General features: G+C 66.9%; 13 protein-coding genes. 7 read left to right on the forward strand and 6 right to left on the reverse strand.

Annotated features, from left to right (window positions below; translation table 11 throughout):
* The first annotated feature begins 81 nt into the window (after positions 1 to 81).
* The 7 genes from gcvP (at position 82) to ABNX08_RS20525 (ending at position 7,952) form a co-directional block, all read left to right on the forward strand.
* Complete coding sequence (gene gcvP / locus ABNX08_RS20495; protein WP_349604397.1) at positions 82 to 3,012, forward strand: aminomethyl-transferring glycine dehydrogenase; 2,931 nt, start codon at positions 82 to 84, stop codon at positions 3,010 to 3,012.
* Between the two features lie 104 nt (positions 3,013 to 3,116).
* Positions 3,117 to 3,671: a DUF421 domain-containing protein gene (locus tag ABNX08_RS20500; RefSeq protein ID WP_022536979.1), complete on the forward strand. Its 555-nt coding sequence runs from the start codon at positions 3,117 to 3,119 to the stop codon at positions 3,669 to 3,671.
* A 49-nt stretch (positions 3,672 to 3,720) separates the two neighbouring features.
* Positions 3,721 to 5,097 (forward strand): L-serine ammonia-lyase, encoded by a 1,377-nt coding sequence (locus ABNX08_RS20505; RefSeq protein WP_022536980.1) that lies wholly within the window; start codon positions 3,721 to 3,723, stop codon positions 5,095 to 5,097.
* 78 nt (positions 5,098 to 5,175) lie between these two features.
* Positions 5,176 to 5,913, forward strand: a complete 738-nt coding sequence (locus ABNX08_RS20510; RefSeq protein ID WP_022536981.1) for an MBL fold metallo-hydrolase — start codon at positions 5,176 to 5,178, stop codon at positions 5,911 to 5,913.
* Positions 5,914 to 5,939: 26 nt separating this feature from the next.
* Positions 5,940 to 6,413, forward strand: coding sequence for an OsmC family protein (locus ABNX08_RS20515; RefSeq protein ID WP_022536982.1), 474 nt, complete (start codon positions 5,940 to 5,942; stop codon positions 6,411 to 6,413).
* Positions 6,414 to 6,498: 85 nt separating this feature from the next.
* On the forward strand, positions 6,499 to 7,272 hold the full coding sequence (locus ABNX08_RS20520; RefSeq protein WP_022536983.1) for an alpha/beta hydrolase: 774 nt from the start codon (positions 6,499 to 6,501) through the stop codon (positions 7,270 to 7,272).
* A gap of 185 nt (positions 7,273 to 7,457) precedes the next feature.
* Complete coding sequence (locus ABNX08_RS20525) at positions 7,458 to 7,952, forward strand: YMGG-like glycine zipper-containing protein (RefSeq protein WP_022536984.1); 495 nt, start codon at positions 7,458 to 7,460, stop codon at positions 7,950 to 7,952.
* A gap of 27 nt (positions 7,953 to 7,979) precedes the next feature.
* On the opposite strand, the gene ABNX08_RS20530 is transcribed toward ABNX08_RS20525, so the two are convergent.
* The 6 genes from ABNX08_RS20530 to ABNX08_RS20555 all read right to left on the reverse strand — a co-directional run bounded on the left by ABNX08_RS20530 (position 7,980) and on the right by ABNX08_RS20555 (position 15,033).
* Positions 7,980 to 9,095: a YbdK family carboxylate-amine ligase gene (locus ABNX08_RS20530; RefSeq protein WP_022536985.1), complete on the reverse strand. Its 1,116-nt coding sequence runs from the start codon at positions 9,093 to 9,095 to the stop codon at positions 7,980 to 7,982.
* A complete protein-coding gene (locus tag ABNX08_RS20535; RefSeq protein ID WP_022536986.1) occupies positions 9,095 to 10,318 on the reverse strand; it encodes a cation:proton antiporter in 1,224 nt (407 codons plus the stop codon). Before ABNX08_RS20535 ends, ABNX08_RS20530 begins: the two co-directional genes overlap by 1 nt.
* Before the next feature lie 159 nt (positions 10,319 to 10,477).
* Positions 10,478 to 12,442: a tetratricopeptide repeat protein gene (locus ABNX08_RS20540; protein WP_349604391.1), complete on the reverse strand. Its 1,965-nt coding sequence runs from the start codon at positions 12,440 to 12,442 to the stop codon at positions 10,478 to 10,480.
* Positions 12,443 to 12,693: 251 nt separating this feature from the next.
* Positions 12,694 to 13,200 carry a type II toxin-antitoxin system YhaV family toxin gene (locus ABNX08_RS20545; protein WP_349604388.1) on the reverse strand — a complete coding sequence of 169 codons (507 nt, stop codon included), beginning with the start codon at positions 13,198 to 13,200 and terminating at the stop codon, positions 12,694 to 12,696.
* Complete coding sequence (locus tag ABNX08_RS20550) at positions 13,197 to 13,526, reverse strand: type II toxin-antitoxin system PrlF family antitoxin (RefSeq protein ID WP_041681639.1); 330 nt, start codon at positions 13,524 to 13,526, stop codon at positions 13,197 to 13,199. The genes ABNX08_RS20545 and ABNX08_RS20550 overlap by 4 nt, the downstream gene beginning before the upstream one ends.
* Before the next feature lie 355 nt (positions 13,527 to 13,881).
* Entirely contained in the window at positions 13,882 to 15,033 is a 1,152-nt protein-coding gene (locus tag ABNX08_RS20555) for a branched-chain amino acid ABC transporter substrate-binding protein (protein WP_022536990.1), read from the reverse strand.
* Positions 15,034 to 15,163: the final 130 nt, after the last annotated feature.

The raw sequence follows: 15,163 nt of genomic DNA on the forward strand, positions 1-15,163 counted from the left end.
CCGCGCGGACCGGCCACTGCAGACAGACGCGCGCCGGCGGGCTGACCACCTGCCGACGCGCCCCCCACGAGGTTCTTGCCAATGAACGCCCCGCTTCCCATGAACGCCGCCCAAGGTAACCGGCCCACGCTGGCCGAACTGGAGGCGCGCGACGCCTTCGCCGCCCGCCATATCGGCCCCGATACCCCCGAACAGCAGCACATGCTGAAGGTGCTCGGCTATGACAGCCGCGCCGCGCTGATCGACGCCGTCATCCCCGCCGCCATCCGCCGCCGCGACGGCATGCCGATGGGCGAGTTCACCGAGCCGCTCAGCGAAGAAGCGGCGCTCGAGAAGCTGCGCGGCCTCGCGCGCAAGAACAAGGTACTGAAGAGCTTTATCGGCCAGGGCTACTACAACACGGTCACGCCGGCGGTCATCCTGCGCAATATCTTCGAGAACCCGGCCTGGTACACCGCCTACACGCCCTACCAGCCGGAAATCTCGCAGGGCCGCCTGGAAGCGATGCTGAACTTCCAGCAGATGGTCACCGACCTGACCGGGCTGGATATCGCCAATGCGTCGATGCTGGATGAAAGCACCGCCGCCGCCGAGGCGATGACGCTGCTGCAGCGCGTGAACAAGCACGATTCGAACATCTTCTTCGTCGCGGACGACGTGCTGCCGCAGACGCTGGAAGTGGTACGCACGCGCGCGCTGCCGCTGGGCATCGAAGTCAAGGTCGGCCCCGCTGCCGACGCCGCCGCGGCCGGCGCCTTCGGCGTGCTGCTGCAATACCCGGGCGTGAACGGCGACGTCAACGACTATCGTGCCATCGCTGACGCCGTGCACGCTGCCGGCGGCCTGGTGGTGGCCGCCGCCGACCTGCTGGCGCTGACGCTGGTGGTCGCGCCGGGCGAATGGGGTGCCGACGTGGCCGTGGGCAACTCGCAGCGCTTTGGCGTGCCGCTGGGCTTCGGCGGCCCGCACGCCGGCTATATGGCGGTGAAGGATGCGTTCAAGCGCTCGATGCCGGGCCGCCTGGTCGGCGTGACCATCGACGCGCAGGGCAACAAGGCCTACCGCCTGGCGCTGCAGACGCGCGAGCAGCATATCCGCCGCGAGAAGGCTACCTCCAACATCTGTACCGCGCAGGTGCTGCTGGCCGTGATGGCATCGATGTACGCCGTCTACCACGGCCCGCAGGGCCTGAAGCGCATCGCCCAGCGCGTGCATCGCCTGACCGCGACGCTGGCCGCCGGTCTGGAAAAGCTCGGCTTCGCGCGCACCAACGCCACCTTCTTCGACACGCTGACACTGGAAACCGGCTTCAATACCGAGGCCATCCACGCCGCCGCCACCGCGCGCGGCCTCAACCTGCGCCATGTCAGCGCCACGCGCGTCGGCGTCTCGCTGGACGAGACTGCCACCCGCGCCGACGTGGTCGCGCTGTGGGAAGTCTTCACGCAAGGCAAGCCGCTGCCCACGGGCCTGGACTTCGACAAGCTCGAAGCCGCCACGCAGGACGCGTTCCCCGCAGCGCTGGCACGCACCACCGAATACCTGACGCACCCGGTCTTCAACACGCACCACGCCGAGCACGAGATGCTGCGCTACCTGCGCATGCTGGCAGACAAGGACCTGGCGCTGGACCGCACTATGATCCCGCTGGGCTCGTGCACGATGAAGCTGAACGCCACCAGCGAGATGATCCCGGTGACGTGGCCTGAGTTCAGCCAGATCCACCCGTTCGCGCCGCTGGACCAGACCGTGGGCTACCGCGAGATGATCGACCAGCTCGAAGCCATGCTGTGCGCCGCCACCGGCTACGCCGCGGTGAGCCTGCAGCCCAACGCGGGCTCGCAGGGCGAATACGCGGGCCTGCTGATCATCCACGCCTACCACGCCAGCCGCGGCGAGAGCCATCGCGACATCTGCCTGATCCCGTCGTCGGCGCACGGCACCAACCCGGCGTCGGCGCAGATGGCCGGCATGAAGGTGGTCGTGGTGGCCTGCGACGAGGACGGCAACGTCGACCTGGACGACCTGGCGAAGAAGGCCGAGCAGCACAGCAAGAACCTGGCGGCCATCATGATCACCTACCCGTCCACGCACGGCGTGTTCGAGCAGGGCGTGCAGCAGATCTGCGAGATCGTGCACCAGCACGGTGGCCAGGTCTATGTCGACGGCGCCAACATGAACGCGATGGTCGGCACCGCCGCGCCGGGCCAGTTCGGCGGCGACGTCTCGCACCTGAACCTGCACAAGACCTTCTGCATCCCGCACGGCGGCGGCGGCCCGGGCGTGGGCCCGGTCGCGGTCGGCGCGCACCTGGCGGACTTCCTGCCCAACCAGGACAGCGTCGGCTATCGCCGCGACGACCGCGGCATCGGCGGCGTGTCGGCGGCGCCGTTCGGCTCGGCCAGCATCCTGCCGATCTCGTGGATGTATATCGCGATGATGGGTTCGGCCGGCCTCACCGCCGCCACCGAGAACGCGATCCTGGCTGCCAACTATGTCGCCAAGCGCCTGGCGCCGTACTATCCGGTGCTGTACACCGGCCAGCACGACCTGGTCGCGCACGAGTGCATCCTGGACCTGCGCCCGCTGCAGAAGGACACCGGCATCAGCAATGAAGACGTGGCCAAGCGCCTGATGGACTACGGCTTCCACGCCCCGACCATGAGCTTCCCGGTGCCGGGCACGCTGATGATCGAGCCGACCGAGAGCGAAGCGCTGCATGAGCTGGACCGCTTTATCGACGCGATGATCGCGATCCGCCAGGAAATCGGCCGCGTTGCCGACGGCACCTTCGACCGCGACGACAACCCGCTCAAGCACGCGCCGCACACCGCTGCGGTCGTGACCGCCGACGAGTGGACCCACAAGTACACGCGCGAAGAAGCCGCGTACCCGGTGGCATCGCTGCGCACGCAGAAGTACTGGCCGCCGGTTGGCCGTGCCGACAACGTGTACGGTGACCGCAACCTGTTCTGCGCCTGCGTGCCGGTGAGCGACTACGTGGTCGACTGACATGCAGGTCCGGCGGGCCGCCGCGGCACCGGGCGCCCGCCAAAGCACTATGCTCGATATGTAGGGCACCGCGCCGTGCGGTGGCCGTCCTGAGCGGAGGCTGCATGTGGAACCTGAGTGCCCCCTGGTGGGAATTCGTGCTGCGCGGGCTGATCGTCTACGGCGCGGTGCTGGGGTTGCTGCGCCTGTCGGGCAAGCGCCAGATCGGGCAGTTGACACCGTTCGACCTGGTGCTGCTGCTGGTCATTTCCAACGCGGTGCAGAACGCGATGAACGCCGGCGACAACTCGGTCAGCGCCGGGCTGATCCTGGCGGTGACGCTGGTCGGCGCCAACGCGATGATCGGCTTCCTGACGTGGCGTTTCCGCAAGCTGGAGCTCCTGGTCGAGGGGCGCCCGCAGGTGCTGGTGCACGACGGCAAGGTCTACCGCGACGTGATGCAGCGCGAGCACATCAGCTTCGATGACCTGAACAAGGCGCTGCGCCATGCCGGCTGCGACAGCGTCGGGCAGGTGCATTTCGCGATCCTGGAAACCGACGGCACGGTCTCGGTCAAGATGCGCGAGCGAGCGCAGCAGGGCGAGGCCCCCGCCACCAGTACCACGGCCACAGGCAGGCCTACGATCTGGACCCATCCCGGCATGGACGAGCCGGTCTGACCTTACAGCACGCACAAGTGCCCTTCACGGGCCATCCTGGAGACATTCCGTGGCAGTCAGCGTTTTCGATCTGTTCAAGGTGGGCATCGGCCCGTCGAGCTCGCATACCGTGGGCCCGATGCGCGCGGCCCTGATGTTCGCGCAGGGACTGGAGCGCGACGGCCTGTTGCCGCAGGTGGCGAGCGTGCGCGCAGAGCTGTACGGTTCGCTGGGCGCCACCGGCAAGGGCCACGGCACCGACAAGGGCGTGATCCTCGGCCTGATGGGCGAGGCCCCCGACACCATCGATCCCGATTCCATCGACACGCGGGTGGCCGCGCTGCGCGCCAGCCGGGAGCTGTCCTTGCTGGGCAAGCACATCGTGCCCTTCGTCGAGAAGGAACACATCGCTTTCTACCGGCGCGAGGCCATGGCCGAGCATCCCAACGGCATGAAGTTCCATGCCTTCGATGCCAGCGGCGCTTCGCTGCGCGAGGCGCGCTACCTGTCGGTCGGCGGCGGCTTCGTGGTTACCGCGGGCGCACCCAATACGCAGGTACTCAACGCCGCGCAGCAATTGCCGCACCCGTTCCGCAGCGGCAAGGACATGCTCGAGATGGCCAAGGCCAGCGGCAAGAGCATTGCGCGGCTCATGATGGAGAACGAGCTGACGTGGCGCAGCGAGCAAGAGGTCACCAGCGGCCTGCTGCATATCTGGGACGTGATGCAGGCCTGCGTGGCGCGCGGCTGCCGCACCGACGGCGAACTGCCGGGCCCGTTCAAGGTCAAGCGGCGCGCGCCGGAGCTGTTCCGCAGCCTGACCGAGCGCGCCGAGCGCACGCTGTCCGATCCGCTGTCGGTGATGGACTGGGTCAACCTTTACGCCATCGCCGTCAATGAAGAGAACGCCGCCGGCGGGCGCGTGGTCACCGCGCCGACCAACGGCGCGGCCGGCATCATCCCGGCGGTACTGCATTACTACGATCGCTTCGTGCCGGGCGCCAGCAAGCAGGGCGTGGTCGACTTCCTGCTGACCGCGGGCGCGATCGGGCTGCTGTACAAGCTCAATGCATCGATCTCCGGCGCCGAGGTCGGCTGCCAGGGCGAGGTCGGCGTGGCCTGTTCGATGGCTGCGGGTGCGCTGGCGGCGGTGCAGGGAGGTACCCCCGCGCAGGTGGAAAACGCCGCCGAGATCGGCATGGAGCACAATCTCGGCCTGACCTGCGACCCGGTCGGCGGGCTGGTGCAGATCCCATGCATCGAGCGCAATGCGATGGCTTCGGTCAAGGCGGTCAATGCGGCGCGCATGGCGTTACGCGGCGACGGGACGCATTACGTGTCGCTGGATTCGGTGATCAAGACCATGCGCGAGACCGGGGCCGATATGAAGACGAAATACAAGGAGACGGCGCGGGGCGGGCTGGCGGTCAATATCGTGGAGTGCTGACCGCCCTCTGCTAGTGCCCATCGGCATGCCCGGCGTATCATGGCGGCGTTCCCCGATCGCAAAAAGAAGAGGACAGCCATGCAGACCTTCCACCAGCTGTTCGACGAAACCTCGTCCACCTTCACCTACCTGCTGATCGACGCCGCCACGGGAGACGCACTGCTGATCGACCCGGTCGACCACCAGCTGGAACGCGACATGGCGCTGCTGCAAGACACCGGCGCGCACCTCGCGTGGGTCATCGAGACCCATGCCCACGCCGACCACATCACCTCGGCCGGCCACCTCGCGTTGCAGACCGGCGCGCACACGGCAGCCCCGTCCGGCTGCGATATCAAGCCCGCGCAGAAACAGCTGATCGATGGCGACACGGTCGCATTCGGCAAGCAGGTGCTGCGCGCGATCCATACGCCGGGACACACCGCCGGCAGCATGAGCTACCTGTGGGAAGAACCCACGCCCGACGGCATCGTGCGCCGCATCTTCACCGGCGACGCGCTGCTGATCGACGGCTGCGGCCGCACCGATTTCCAGTCGGGCGATGCGGGTACGCTTTACGACAGCCTGACCAAGAAGCTGTTCGCGCTGCCCGATGACACGCAGGTCTATCCGGCCCATGACTACAAGGGCCGCACCTCTTCCACCATCGGCCAGGAACGCGCGCACAACAGCCGCGTCGCCGGCCGCACGCGCGAGGAGTTCGTCGAGATGATGCGCAACCTGAACCTGCCGCGGCCGAAGCTGATCGACGTTGCGGTACCGGCCAACCAGCGCCTGGGCCTGCGCGACGGCGAAAGCGTGCCGCACGGCGCCTGAGCTTTCCCAACGTTAGGAGTCACCGCATGTCCGCATATACCGCCGAAGTCCTGTGGCAACGCGATGGGCAGGATTTCACCGGCAACCGCTACAGCCGCCGGCATGTGCTGCGCTTTGACGGCGGCGTGGAAGTCCCCGGTTCGTCATCGCCCCATGTGGTGCCGCTGCCGATGTCGGATCCGGGCGCGGTCGATCCGGAGGAGATGTTCATCGCCTCGCTGTCGAGCTGCCACATGCTGTGGTTCCTGTCGCTGGCGGCGAAGCAGCGCTTTGTCGTGGACCGCTATATCGACGCGGCCAGCGGTGTGATGGAAAAGAATGCCGACGGCCAGATGGCGATGACGGTGGTCACGCTGCGCCCGCAGGTGACCTTTGGCGGCGAACGCGAGCCGACGCGCGAAGAACTCGACGCGCTGCACCACGCCGCACACGACGCCTGCTTTATCGCCAACTCGGTCAGGACCGAGGTGCGCTGCGAGCCGGTGTTCGCCGGCGCGTAGCCCGCTTGCCATGTCCGGCAACGTCCCGGCGCAAGCTTCAGCGGGACTGGCGCCGCCGCGGGCCACGCGGGCACGCGTTCGGCCGATGTGGTGGCTTGCCATTGGCGTCGTGCTGCTCACGGGAATCAGCATGCTGCAGGATCACTTCCTCTACTTCCCCGACAAGGCGTCGGTCGATGACATGGTCGCGCCCGGGCTGCGCGCCTGGCCGGGGCCGGAGGACTTTCGCGGACTGGTAGCCGAGCCGGCCGGAGCCGCGCGCGCCACCGCCATGGTGTTTCACGGCAATGCGGGGCACGCCGGGCATCGCGAGTACTACGCCAGCGCGCTGACGAAGCTCGGCATTCGCGTGATCCTCGCCGAGTACCCGGCATACGGTCCGCGCCCGGGTGCGCTCGGCGAGCGCAGCTTCGTGGACGACGCTGAACAGTCCATTAAGCTGGCCCGGCGCCAGTTCGGCGGCCCGCTGCTGCTGATCGGCGAGTCGCTGGGCGCAGGCGTGGCTGCAGCGGCCGCAGCGCGCCAGCGCGACAAGGTTGCCGGCCTGCTGCTGATCACGCCATGGGACAAGCTCGCGCATATTGCCTCGCATCACTATCCCTGGCTGCCGGCCGGCTGGGTGCTGCGCGACCGTTACGACAGCGCGGCCAACCTGGCAGGCTTCGGCCGCCCCGTGATGGTCGCGATCGCCGAACGCGACACCATCGTGCCGGCACGCTTCGGCAAGGCGCTCTATGAGACGCTAGGCGAACCCCGTCGGATGGCGGTGATCGATGGCGCCGGTCACAACGACTGGACCGGGCATGTCGATGCCGCATGGTGGCAAGACGCGGTCGCGTTCCTGCTGGCGCCCCGTTAAGCGCGTGGCGTGCGCCGGCATGCACCTGGCGCCCGCCCTGCAAACAAATAACATCGCGCCGCCAAAACGCTGAGTTGACTTACCCCTGTGCGCTGCAATACTGGCCTTCACAGAACGGCTCGCCACTTGCGCACCGGTCGGTGCATCCGGCGTTGCGTAGCCGACACCCGTGGGGGAACTCCATCATGAAGCAATGCCAGCATCGCAAGCTCTACCGTGGCCTCGGCGTACTGGCCGCCGCGGCGATCGCGCTGATTCCGGCCCAGGCTATGGCGCAGAACAAGCCTATGGCCTATCCGGCCAAGGGCCAGAGCCAGCAACAGCAAGCCAGCGACGACGGTGCATGCTACAGCTGGGCCAAGCAGCAGACCGGCGTGGATCCCGCACAGGCTGCCAACGCACCGCCGCCGGCCCAGGCCCAGAGCGGCCAGCGGGTGCGGGGTGCCGCGGGCGGCGCCGCGGCGGGTGCTGTGGTGGGCGCGATGGCAGGCGATGCCGGCAAGGGTGCGGCGGTCGGCGCTGCAGCGGGTACGGTGGGGGGCGGCGTGGCGCACCGGCAGTCGCGGCGGCAGGCGGACGCCGCGAACCAGCAGGCGGCGGCCAATACCAGCCAGGCAATGGGTTCCTACTACCAGGCCTGGACCGCCTGCATGCAGGGGCGAGGCTACAGCGTTAAGTGAAACGGCGTGCAGTAGCTCAGCGCAGGTTCAGGTCGCCCAGCGCTCGCACGCCTTGCGCACAGTTTCGCGCTGGCTGCGCGCATCCGCATCGACCTGTCGCAGCCATTCGGCATCGCCATCGCGGCGCGCGGCCAGTGCGCGGATATTCGCCAGCGCTTCCAGCGAACCCAGCGCCTCGGCGTGCGGCACCAGCGCATCGCAGATCGACAGGATGTGGTCGGCGATCGGCATGCGCGTCAGTTCGTTGGGATGCACGTATTCGCCGTCCAGCCCGAAGCGGCAGGCCTGGAAGCGATTAAAGGTGTACACCAGGTAGTCGTCTTCCTGCGGCATGAACGGGCGCGACAGCAGCAGGTAGCGCGCCAGCATCTGGATATAGGCGGCGATATCGCAGGCGCGCTGCACCGTCAGCGGCGTGTCCATCACGCGGACTTCGATGGTGCCGAATTCCGGCTTGGGCCGGATATCCCAGTAGAAGTCCTTCATGCTCTCGATCACGCCCGTGTTGCGCATCTTCTCGAAGTACGCGGTGAAGGCGTCCCACGTCAGCAGGAACGGCGCGCGCCCGCTCATCGGGAAGGCCGCCACCGAATTCAGCCGCGCCGAGGCAAAGCCGGTATCCACGCCCTGCACATAGGGCGACGACGCTGCCAGCGCGACAAAGTGCGGCACGTAGCGGCCGATCGCATGCAGCAGGAACAGCGACTCGTCCGCGCTCGGGCAGCCGATATGCACGTGCTGGCCGAACACCGTGAACTGCTTGGCCAGGTAGCCATACAGCTCCGAGATGTACTGGTAGCGCGGCGAATCCGAGATGGTGCGGTCGGCCCATTGCATGAACGGGTGCGTGCCGCCGCCGGCGATGCCCAGGTTGAGCGAGCGCGAGGCCGCCACCATCAGGTCGCGCATGGTGGTCAGCTCTTCCAGCGCCTGCTGGTAGCTGTGGCAGATGCCGGTACTGATCTCGATCATCGACGGACTGATCTCCGGCTTGATGTCGCCGGCATGCTCGGCGCCCTTGAGCGCGCGCAGCAGGTCGGGCGCGAATGGCGCCAGGTCATAGTCATGACGGTTGACGAGCTGCAGCTCCAGCTCCACGCCGAAGGTCAGGGCCTCGGAATGCTTGAACGATTCGAGAGACATCAGCGCCCTCCTCCATTGCCGCGAACCTCGCCAGCGAAGCGCAGCGCCCAGGCCGCGATCACGGGGCCGAGCAGTTGTTCGATTGCCAGCGCGCACAGGATGATGGCGGCCAGCGGCTGTCCGGTTCCCGGGTAAAGGCGTGCCACGTCGCTCATCAGCAGGTAGGCCAGACCCGACATCGGCGCCAGTGCCAGCCCCAGCGCCATGCACTGGCGCATGCTCAGGCCCGAGAATGAACCCAGCGAGACCACACCGGCCAGCTTGGCAGTATGGCGCAGCAGCACCAGCACGACGGCATAGATGCCGCCCACGGCCCAGTCATGCGCAGTCAGCGGCAGGCCCAGCGACACCACCATCACGATGATCAGCAGGCTGCCCGCGCTGCCGAAGTGCGGCGGCCATACATGCGGCTGGCTGTCCTGGTGCTTGAAGACCACACCAGCCAGCATCAGCGTCAGAGGCATCGACAATTTTAGTACCCGCGTCAGCGCGAGCGTGAACAGCACCAGGCCCACCAGCACCAGGAAGCTGTAGTGATCGTCGGCCGACATGCGGTCATAGATGGCGTGGCCGATCTTGCCCACCACCCACGCCAGCAGGCATGAGCCCACCAGCAGGTACAGCGGGTGCAGCAGCGCCGCGCCCAGGTTGCCATACTCGGAATGCAGCCAGCCCGTGGCGACCTGCACGATGGCGGCGGCGTAGATGCTGTTGAGCGCCGCCATCGCCATCAGGCGTTCAGTGACCTGGCCTTCGGCGCGCAGTTCGTTCTTGAGTTGCAGCACGATGGTGGGCGAGGTGCTGACCGCGATGCCGCCGGCCAGGATCGCCACGCCCGGCGAAGCGCCGATCCATTGCAGCACCGCCGCTACCAGGCCCCAGGTCAGCAAGCTTTCAAAGGCGCTGGTCAGCAGCAGCCAGCGGTTGGCGCGCAGCCAGGTGAGGGAGAGGCGATGCCCGAGTTCGAACAAGGCCAGCGCCAGCGCCATATCGATCAGGATACGGGTCTGGTTGATCATGTTCTCGTCGACGATGCCGCGGCCCAGCATGCCGGCGCACAGCCCCGCCACGGCATAGCCGACGATGCGCGGGAAGCGCAGCCAGCGGCGGCTGACCTCGCCCGCGAGGCCGGCGCCGACCAGGGCCAGTCCGACCCAGAAAAGGCCACCTGGCGCGAGCGGGAGGGTGGGGAAAAGTTGGCTCAGTCCATTCATGGTCGACATGGTAATGTAAGCACATCACAATCCATGTCAGTGATTGTCCGACACCGCACCAAACCTGACAGCTACTTCTGTCAACTACTCGTAAAAAACGCCATCTCCTGGATGGCGTTTTTTACATTCGTTACACGATCCGGCGGTTCGAAGCGCCCGTGAGACGTTTCAGACGCCCCACACTTTCCACTTCGGCCGGGTGGCCTTCAGCGCCGTTTCGACTTGCCCGTACAAAGTGCGCGTTGCGCCCTGCGCAGCACCGCGAGCGCGGGCTTTGTCGAAGTACGCCAGCGCCGTCTCCCGCTGGTCCAGGCCGAGTGCGGACTGGACCGCGCGCAGGTACACCTCTGCGTCCCAGTCGTCACGTACGGCAAACGCCGCAACAAAGTCCGCCATGGCAGCATCGTGCCGCTGCGCGGCGTTGTGGATAAGTCCTCGCTGCATACGCGGCCCTGCCTGGTCCAACGGATCGCCCTCGGTCAGCGCCACAGCCTGCTCGAACAGCGGCAGCGCGCGCTCGGGCTCGCCGGCGTCGCGCCAGACCTGGCCGAAGCGGTTGTACAGCCACGCATCCTCCACCAGCAGCGCGCGGCGTTGCTGGGCTTCGATCTCGGCGAGCGCATCGGTGCGGTCATGCTCATCCATGCCGGCCATGCGCGCCTGCAGAAGCGCGGCATAGTGCGCGCGCGCGTGGGCCATCGGGTGCGCGGCCTCGCTGCGCGCTTCCACCGGCAGCGCGTCGAGGCGGGCGTCCATATGCATGATGGCGGCGCGCGCGGCCTCGGTCGGCTCGGCGCCGCCCATCGCCTTCCACGCCGCGATCAGGCGGCTGAAGGCCCAGGTCACGTCGGCCGGGTTGCGCTCCAGCGGATAGCGGTTGAGCACTTCGCCGGCCAATTCCACCACCTTCTGGTGCTGGCCCGCGCCGGCGTGGCAGTCGAGCAAGTCGATCCAGTGGTCGATGAACTCGCTGGCGGCCATGCCCTGGCGGTGCAGCGCGATGCGCTCTTCGAGGTGCGCGGCATCGGCCGGCAAGCTGCGCGACAGCAGCCGGCACAACAGCGAATAAACATGCGGGTCGGCATTGCCGCCATGGCCGGCGGCATCGCCCTGGCCGGTGGCGAAATACTGGTCGAAGCGCGTCACGCCGTTGCGGCAGCCCTGCACCAGCACGGGCCGCAGCGCGGCTTCGGCGGCCGGCACTTCGTCGATAAACTCACCCAGCGCCATGGCGGCGCTGTGGTAGGCGGCGCCGTCGTCGGAATTGTCGGTCAGGTTGAAGCGCAGCCACGGCTCGCGCTCAACCTGCTGCACGCCGTCGCCGGCCTGCGCCAGCTGGTGGCGCCACGCCAGTTCACGTACCTGGCTCTGCGGGTCGGGCACCTGGCGCAGGTAGACCGCGAGGTCGTCGAGCGCGCCCTGGGTGTCGCCGACGCCCCAGCGCAGCGGCGCGCGCAGGCGGCGCGCCTCGGGGTGGTCGGGCTGTTCGGCCAGCACGCGGGCGGCCTGGTCGGCGGCCACGGCGTCGCCGGCATCGGGGTCGAGCTCCAGCAGGTGCGGGTTGTCCAGGGCGACACGGCCCAGGCACACCCGCATCAGCGGCTCGGCCGGCACGCCGGCGGCCTCGGCCCGGCCGATGTAGTCGCGCACCAGCGGCGCGATGTCCTCGGCGCCTAGGTCGGGGTTGCGCACCATCAGGTCATGCCAGTAGCGCGCCGCGGCGGCCATGTCGCCCATGCGCAGGGCCACCAGCCCGGCGTGGAAGTGCGCGGGCCAGTCGCCCGACAGCAGGCCGCTGCGCTGCGCCGCCTCGTGCAGCCACGGGCGCGCCTCGGCGTCGCGGCCCAGGCTCATCAGCATGGCGCCGTAGCGGTGCGCGATCACGCCGCGCGAGGCCCAGCGGTGCGGCGGCTGCAGCGGCAGCGTGTCGAGCCGCGCCAGCGCCTGGTCCAGCACCGCCAGCGCCGCAGCTGCGTCGCCATTGTCGAAGTGCAGCCGCGCGCGCAGTGTGACGAAATCGACCACCTCGGGGCGGGCCTGCGACAGCTGGTCGGCGATCTGCAGGGCTTCGGCGAAGCGCCCTTGGTTGGCTAGCCCGATGGCGTGGTCGTAGCTGGCTTCCTGCTGGGACACGTACTGCTCCTATGGATAAATTGTGCGAGTGCGGGATTATGCGCCAATGGTGCGATCCGCATCCGGACAACAATCGGCAGCGCCCGTCTTTTCTTGAGCACAGCCGCCGGCAAGAAAAACGCCACCGAAGGCTAGCCGTTAACAAAAAGTGTTGAAAATCGGCTGAGACCGGGCCTAGGATCTTTACTCAGCCTGGGCCTTCTCTGTCGACCGTGCCGACGAATTCTTCCACAGGAAAGACAAACCAAGCCCTACGAGGCGATGCCAGCGGCGAGTCGTTGTAGGCGTTGCCCCTCGGCACGAGCCTCGGCCAGCAACTGGTTCCAGTCACCTGGAGGCTGGCCACTTTCCAGCATCTTGCGGAAAACCCGGTAGGCGTCGTCGCTGCTCTCGCAGGCGCGCTTCGTGCTCTCATCATTTACCCACGCAAACACAATCACCTTGCTCGACACGTGGTAGCGAAAGAACAGCCGATACTGCTGGAAGAACTTCGCTCGGAACCAGTGCTTGTGGTCGTCGCCAAGGGTGCTGCCTTGCCGGTACTCCGGTCGCGCTGGATCTTGCGGGATGACATCGAATGCGAGTTTGGTGATCGCCGCCAGTCGCTTGCTGGCGTTCTTCTTTACGTACCCACTCGGGTCCTTCTGCTTGAGGGCCTCGACCTGCTGCGCCAGTACTTCAAGCTGCGCCAGGAACAGTGGGTGAGCGAAAATCGTCCAGCCATGAATGACCAGAGGTGCGGGCTTGCCCGCCCTCATTCATCGTCTGCCGACAGGGCCGCATCGAGATCGACTTCGACGCCACCGACCAGCGACTCGAGCCGTTGGACGAGACCTGCATCCAAGGCCTGCAGGCGTTCAGGATGGTTGGCGATGTCGCGCGCCAAGAATCCCAGGAACCGGCTGAGCACCGGGTCGTCGCCCTCGGAAGCTTCGGCGCGGGTTAGTACCACCTCGCCGCTGGCGCGGATGGTGTAGTGGATCTTGTCGCGCTTACCAAGCCGAAGGGCGCGGCGGACGGTCTCCGGTACCGTAGTCTGGTAGCGGTCGGTCAACGTGGATTCGACCTCGAGGGTGGCAGGCATCATGATGGTCTCCGGTCAAGAAACGGGGATACCTCCATGGTAATGCAAATACCTTCCCATGGCAATGCAAATGCATTGTCTGTGGTGTGGTGGCCGCTCCCGCGGTGTGGACCGACAGTCCTACGTGGTCACCTTGGGATGATGTCCTTGAAGTCGAGCACTCCTTTGTCGGCTGAGGCTACGGCCGAGATGAGCAGCGGTCCTTGCGGTCAGTTAATTCTCGTAGCCTCGCGACAGGATACGTCCCCCACAAAACAAACGGGTCCGGAGCTAAGACCGCACCCGTTTGAGCTTTCAACACTTTTTGCTAACGGCTAGCACCGAAGGTGGCGTTTCACACGGCAGTACCGAAGGCTTACTTGCCGCCAACCGTTTCCAGCACGGTCCACTTGCCGCCGACCACCTTGTAGACGGTGATACCACCATCCTTCAGGTCGCCGCGCGCATCATAGGCCAGCGTCTTGGTGGTCACGCCCTGCATACTGGTCGCAGCCAGCACCGGCAGGTAACGCGCCGGATCGGCCGACCCGGCCTTGACCATCGCCGTCATCATCGCGGTGGCGCCGTCATAGGCGTACGGCGAGTAGGTCTGCACCTTCGAGCCGAAGCGCTTCTCGTACTTCTTCTCGTATGTAGAGCCGCCCGGCATCTGGTCCAGCGGCAGGCCGGCCAGCGACACCACGGTGCCTTCGGCAGACGGGCCGGCCAGCTTCAGGAAGTTGTCGGTCTTGGACATTTCGCCCGACACCAGCGGGGCCTTCATGCCCAGTTCCTTCACCTGCTTGGCCATCGGCGCGGACTGGGTCTCGGCGCCGCCGTAGAAGATGATGTCCGGGTTGCTGCGCTTGATGTTGGTCAGCACGGCCTTGAAGTCCACCGCCTTGTCGTTGGTGAACTCGCGGCGCACGATCTTGCCGCCGGCGGCCTTGGCGGCCTTCTCGAACTCGTCGGCCAGGCCCTGGCCGTAGGCGGTGCGGTCATCGACGATGGCGATGTTCTTCGCGCCCAGCTTCTTCACCACGAAGGCGCCAATCACCGAACCCTGCTGGGTGTCGGAGGTCATCATGCGGAAGGTGGTCTTGAAGCCTTGCTTGGTGTATTCCGGCGCGGTCGCCATGGCGATCTGCGGAATGCCGGCGCGGTTGTAGACCATCGACGCCGGGATGGTGGTGCCCGAGTTGAAATGGCCGAGCATGCCCTGGATGCCGTTATCCACCAGCTTCTGCGCGACTACCGAGCCGGTCTTCGGGTCGGCCTGGTCGTCTTCGGAGACCAGCACGAACTTGACTTCCTTGCCGCCGATCTTGGGCTTGGTGGCGTTCATGTCCTCGATCGCGAGGACGATGCCGTTCTGCATGTCCTTGCCGTACTGCGCCTGGCCGCCGGTCATCGGGCCGGCAAAGCCCAGCTTGATTTCCTGGGCCTGCGCGAACGCGGCCGAGGCGGCGGTCAGGCCAGCCAGGGTCAGGGCAACGGTCACTGCCGTCTTGTGGAATGTCGAGCTCATCAGATCTCCTTGGGTCCCAAATGGTGTCGATGTGGTGCCGTTGCCGGCATTGTTGGAGGCGCGGTATTGGCAGTGCCGCGCCGTTCTTCATATGCGCGCCGGGGCGGGATCGCCGCCACCGCCGCGCGCT

This window comes from Cupriavidus sp. DF5525 (assembly GCF_040149425.2).
Taxonomy (GTDB): domain Bacteria; phylum Pseudomonadota; class Gammaproteobacteria; order Burkholderiales; family Burkholderiaceae; genus Cupriavidus; species Cupriavidus pickettii_A.

Bases quoted from the DNA above. Each gene is read 5' to 3' on its own strand.
- gcvP (WP_349604397.1), top strand. From the start codon at position 82: ATGAACGCCCCGCTTCCCATGAACGCCGCCCAAGGTAACCGGCCCACG.
- ABNX08_RS20500 (WP_022536979.1), top strand. From the start codon at position 3,117: ATGTGGAACCTGAGTGCCCCCTGGTGGGAATTCGTGCTGCGCGGGCTG.
- ABNX08_RS20510 (WP_022536981.1), top strand. From the start codon at position 5,176: ATGCAGACCTTCCACCAGCTGTTCGACGAAACCTCGTCCACCTTCACC.
- ABNX08_RS20515 (WP_022536982.1), top strand. From the start codon at position 5,940: ATGTCCGCATATACCGCCGAAGTCCTGTGGCAACGCGATGGGCAGGAT.
- ABNX08_RS20520 (WP_022536983.1), top strand. From the start codon at position 6,499: ATGTGGTGGCTTGCCATTGGCGTCGTGCTGCTCACGGGAATCAGCATG.
- ABNX08_RS20525 (WP_022536984.1), top strand. From the start codon at position 7,458: ATGAAGCAATGCCAGCATCGCAAGCTCTACCGTGGCCTCGGCGTACTG.
- ABNX08_RS20530 (WP_022536985.1), bottom strand. From the start codon at position 9,095: ATGTCTCTCGAATCGTTCAAGCATTCCGAGGCCCTGACCTTCGGCGTG.
- ABNX08_RS20535 (WP_022536986.1), bottom strand. From the start codon at position 10,318: ATGTCGACCATGAATGGACTGAGCCAACTTTTCCCCACCCTCCCGCTC.
- ABNX08_RS20545 (WP_349604388.1), bottom strand. From the start codon at position 13,200: ATGAGGGCGGGCAAGCCCGCACCTCTGGTCATTCATGGCTGGACGATT.
- ABNX08_RS20550 (WP_041681639.1), bottom strand. From the start codon at position 13,526: ATGCCTGCCACCCTCGAGGTCGAATCCACGTTGACCGACCGCTACCAG.
- ABNX08_RS20555 (WP_022536990.1), bottom strand. From the start codon at position 15,033: ATGAGCTCGACATTCCACAAGACGGCAGTGACCGTTGCCCTGACCCTG.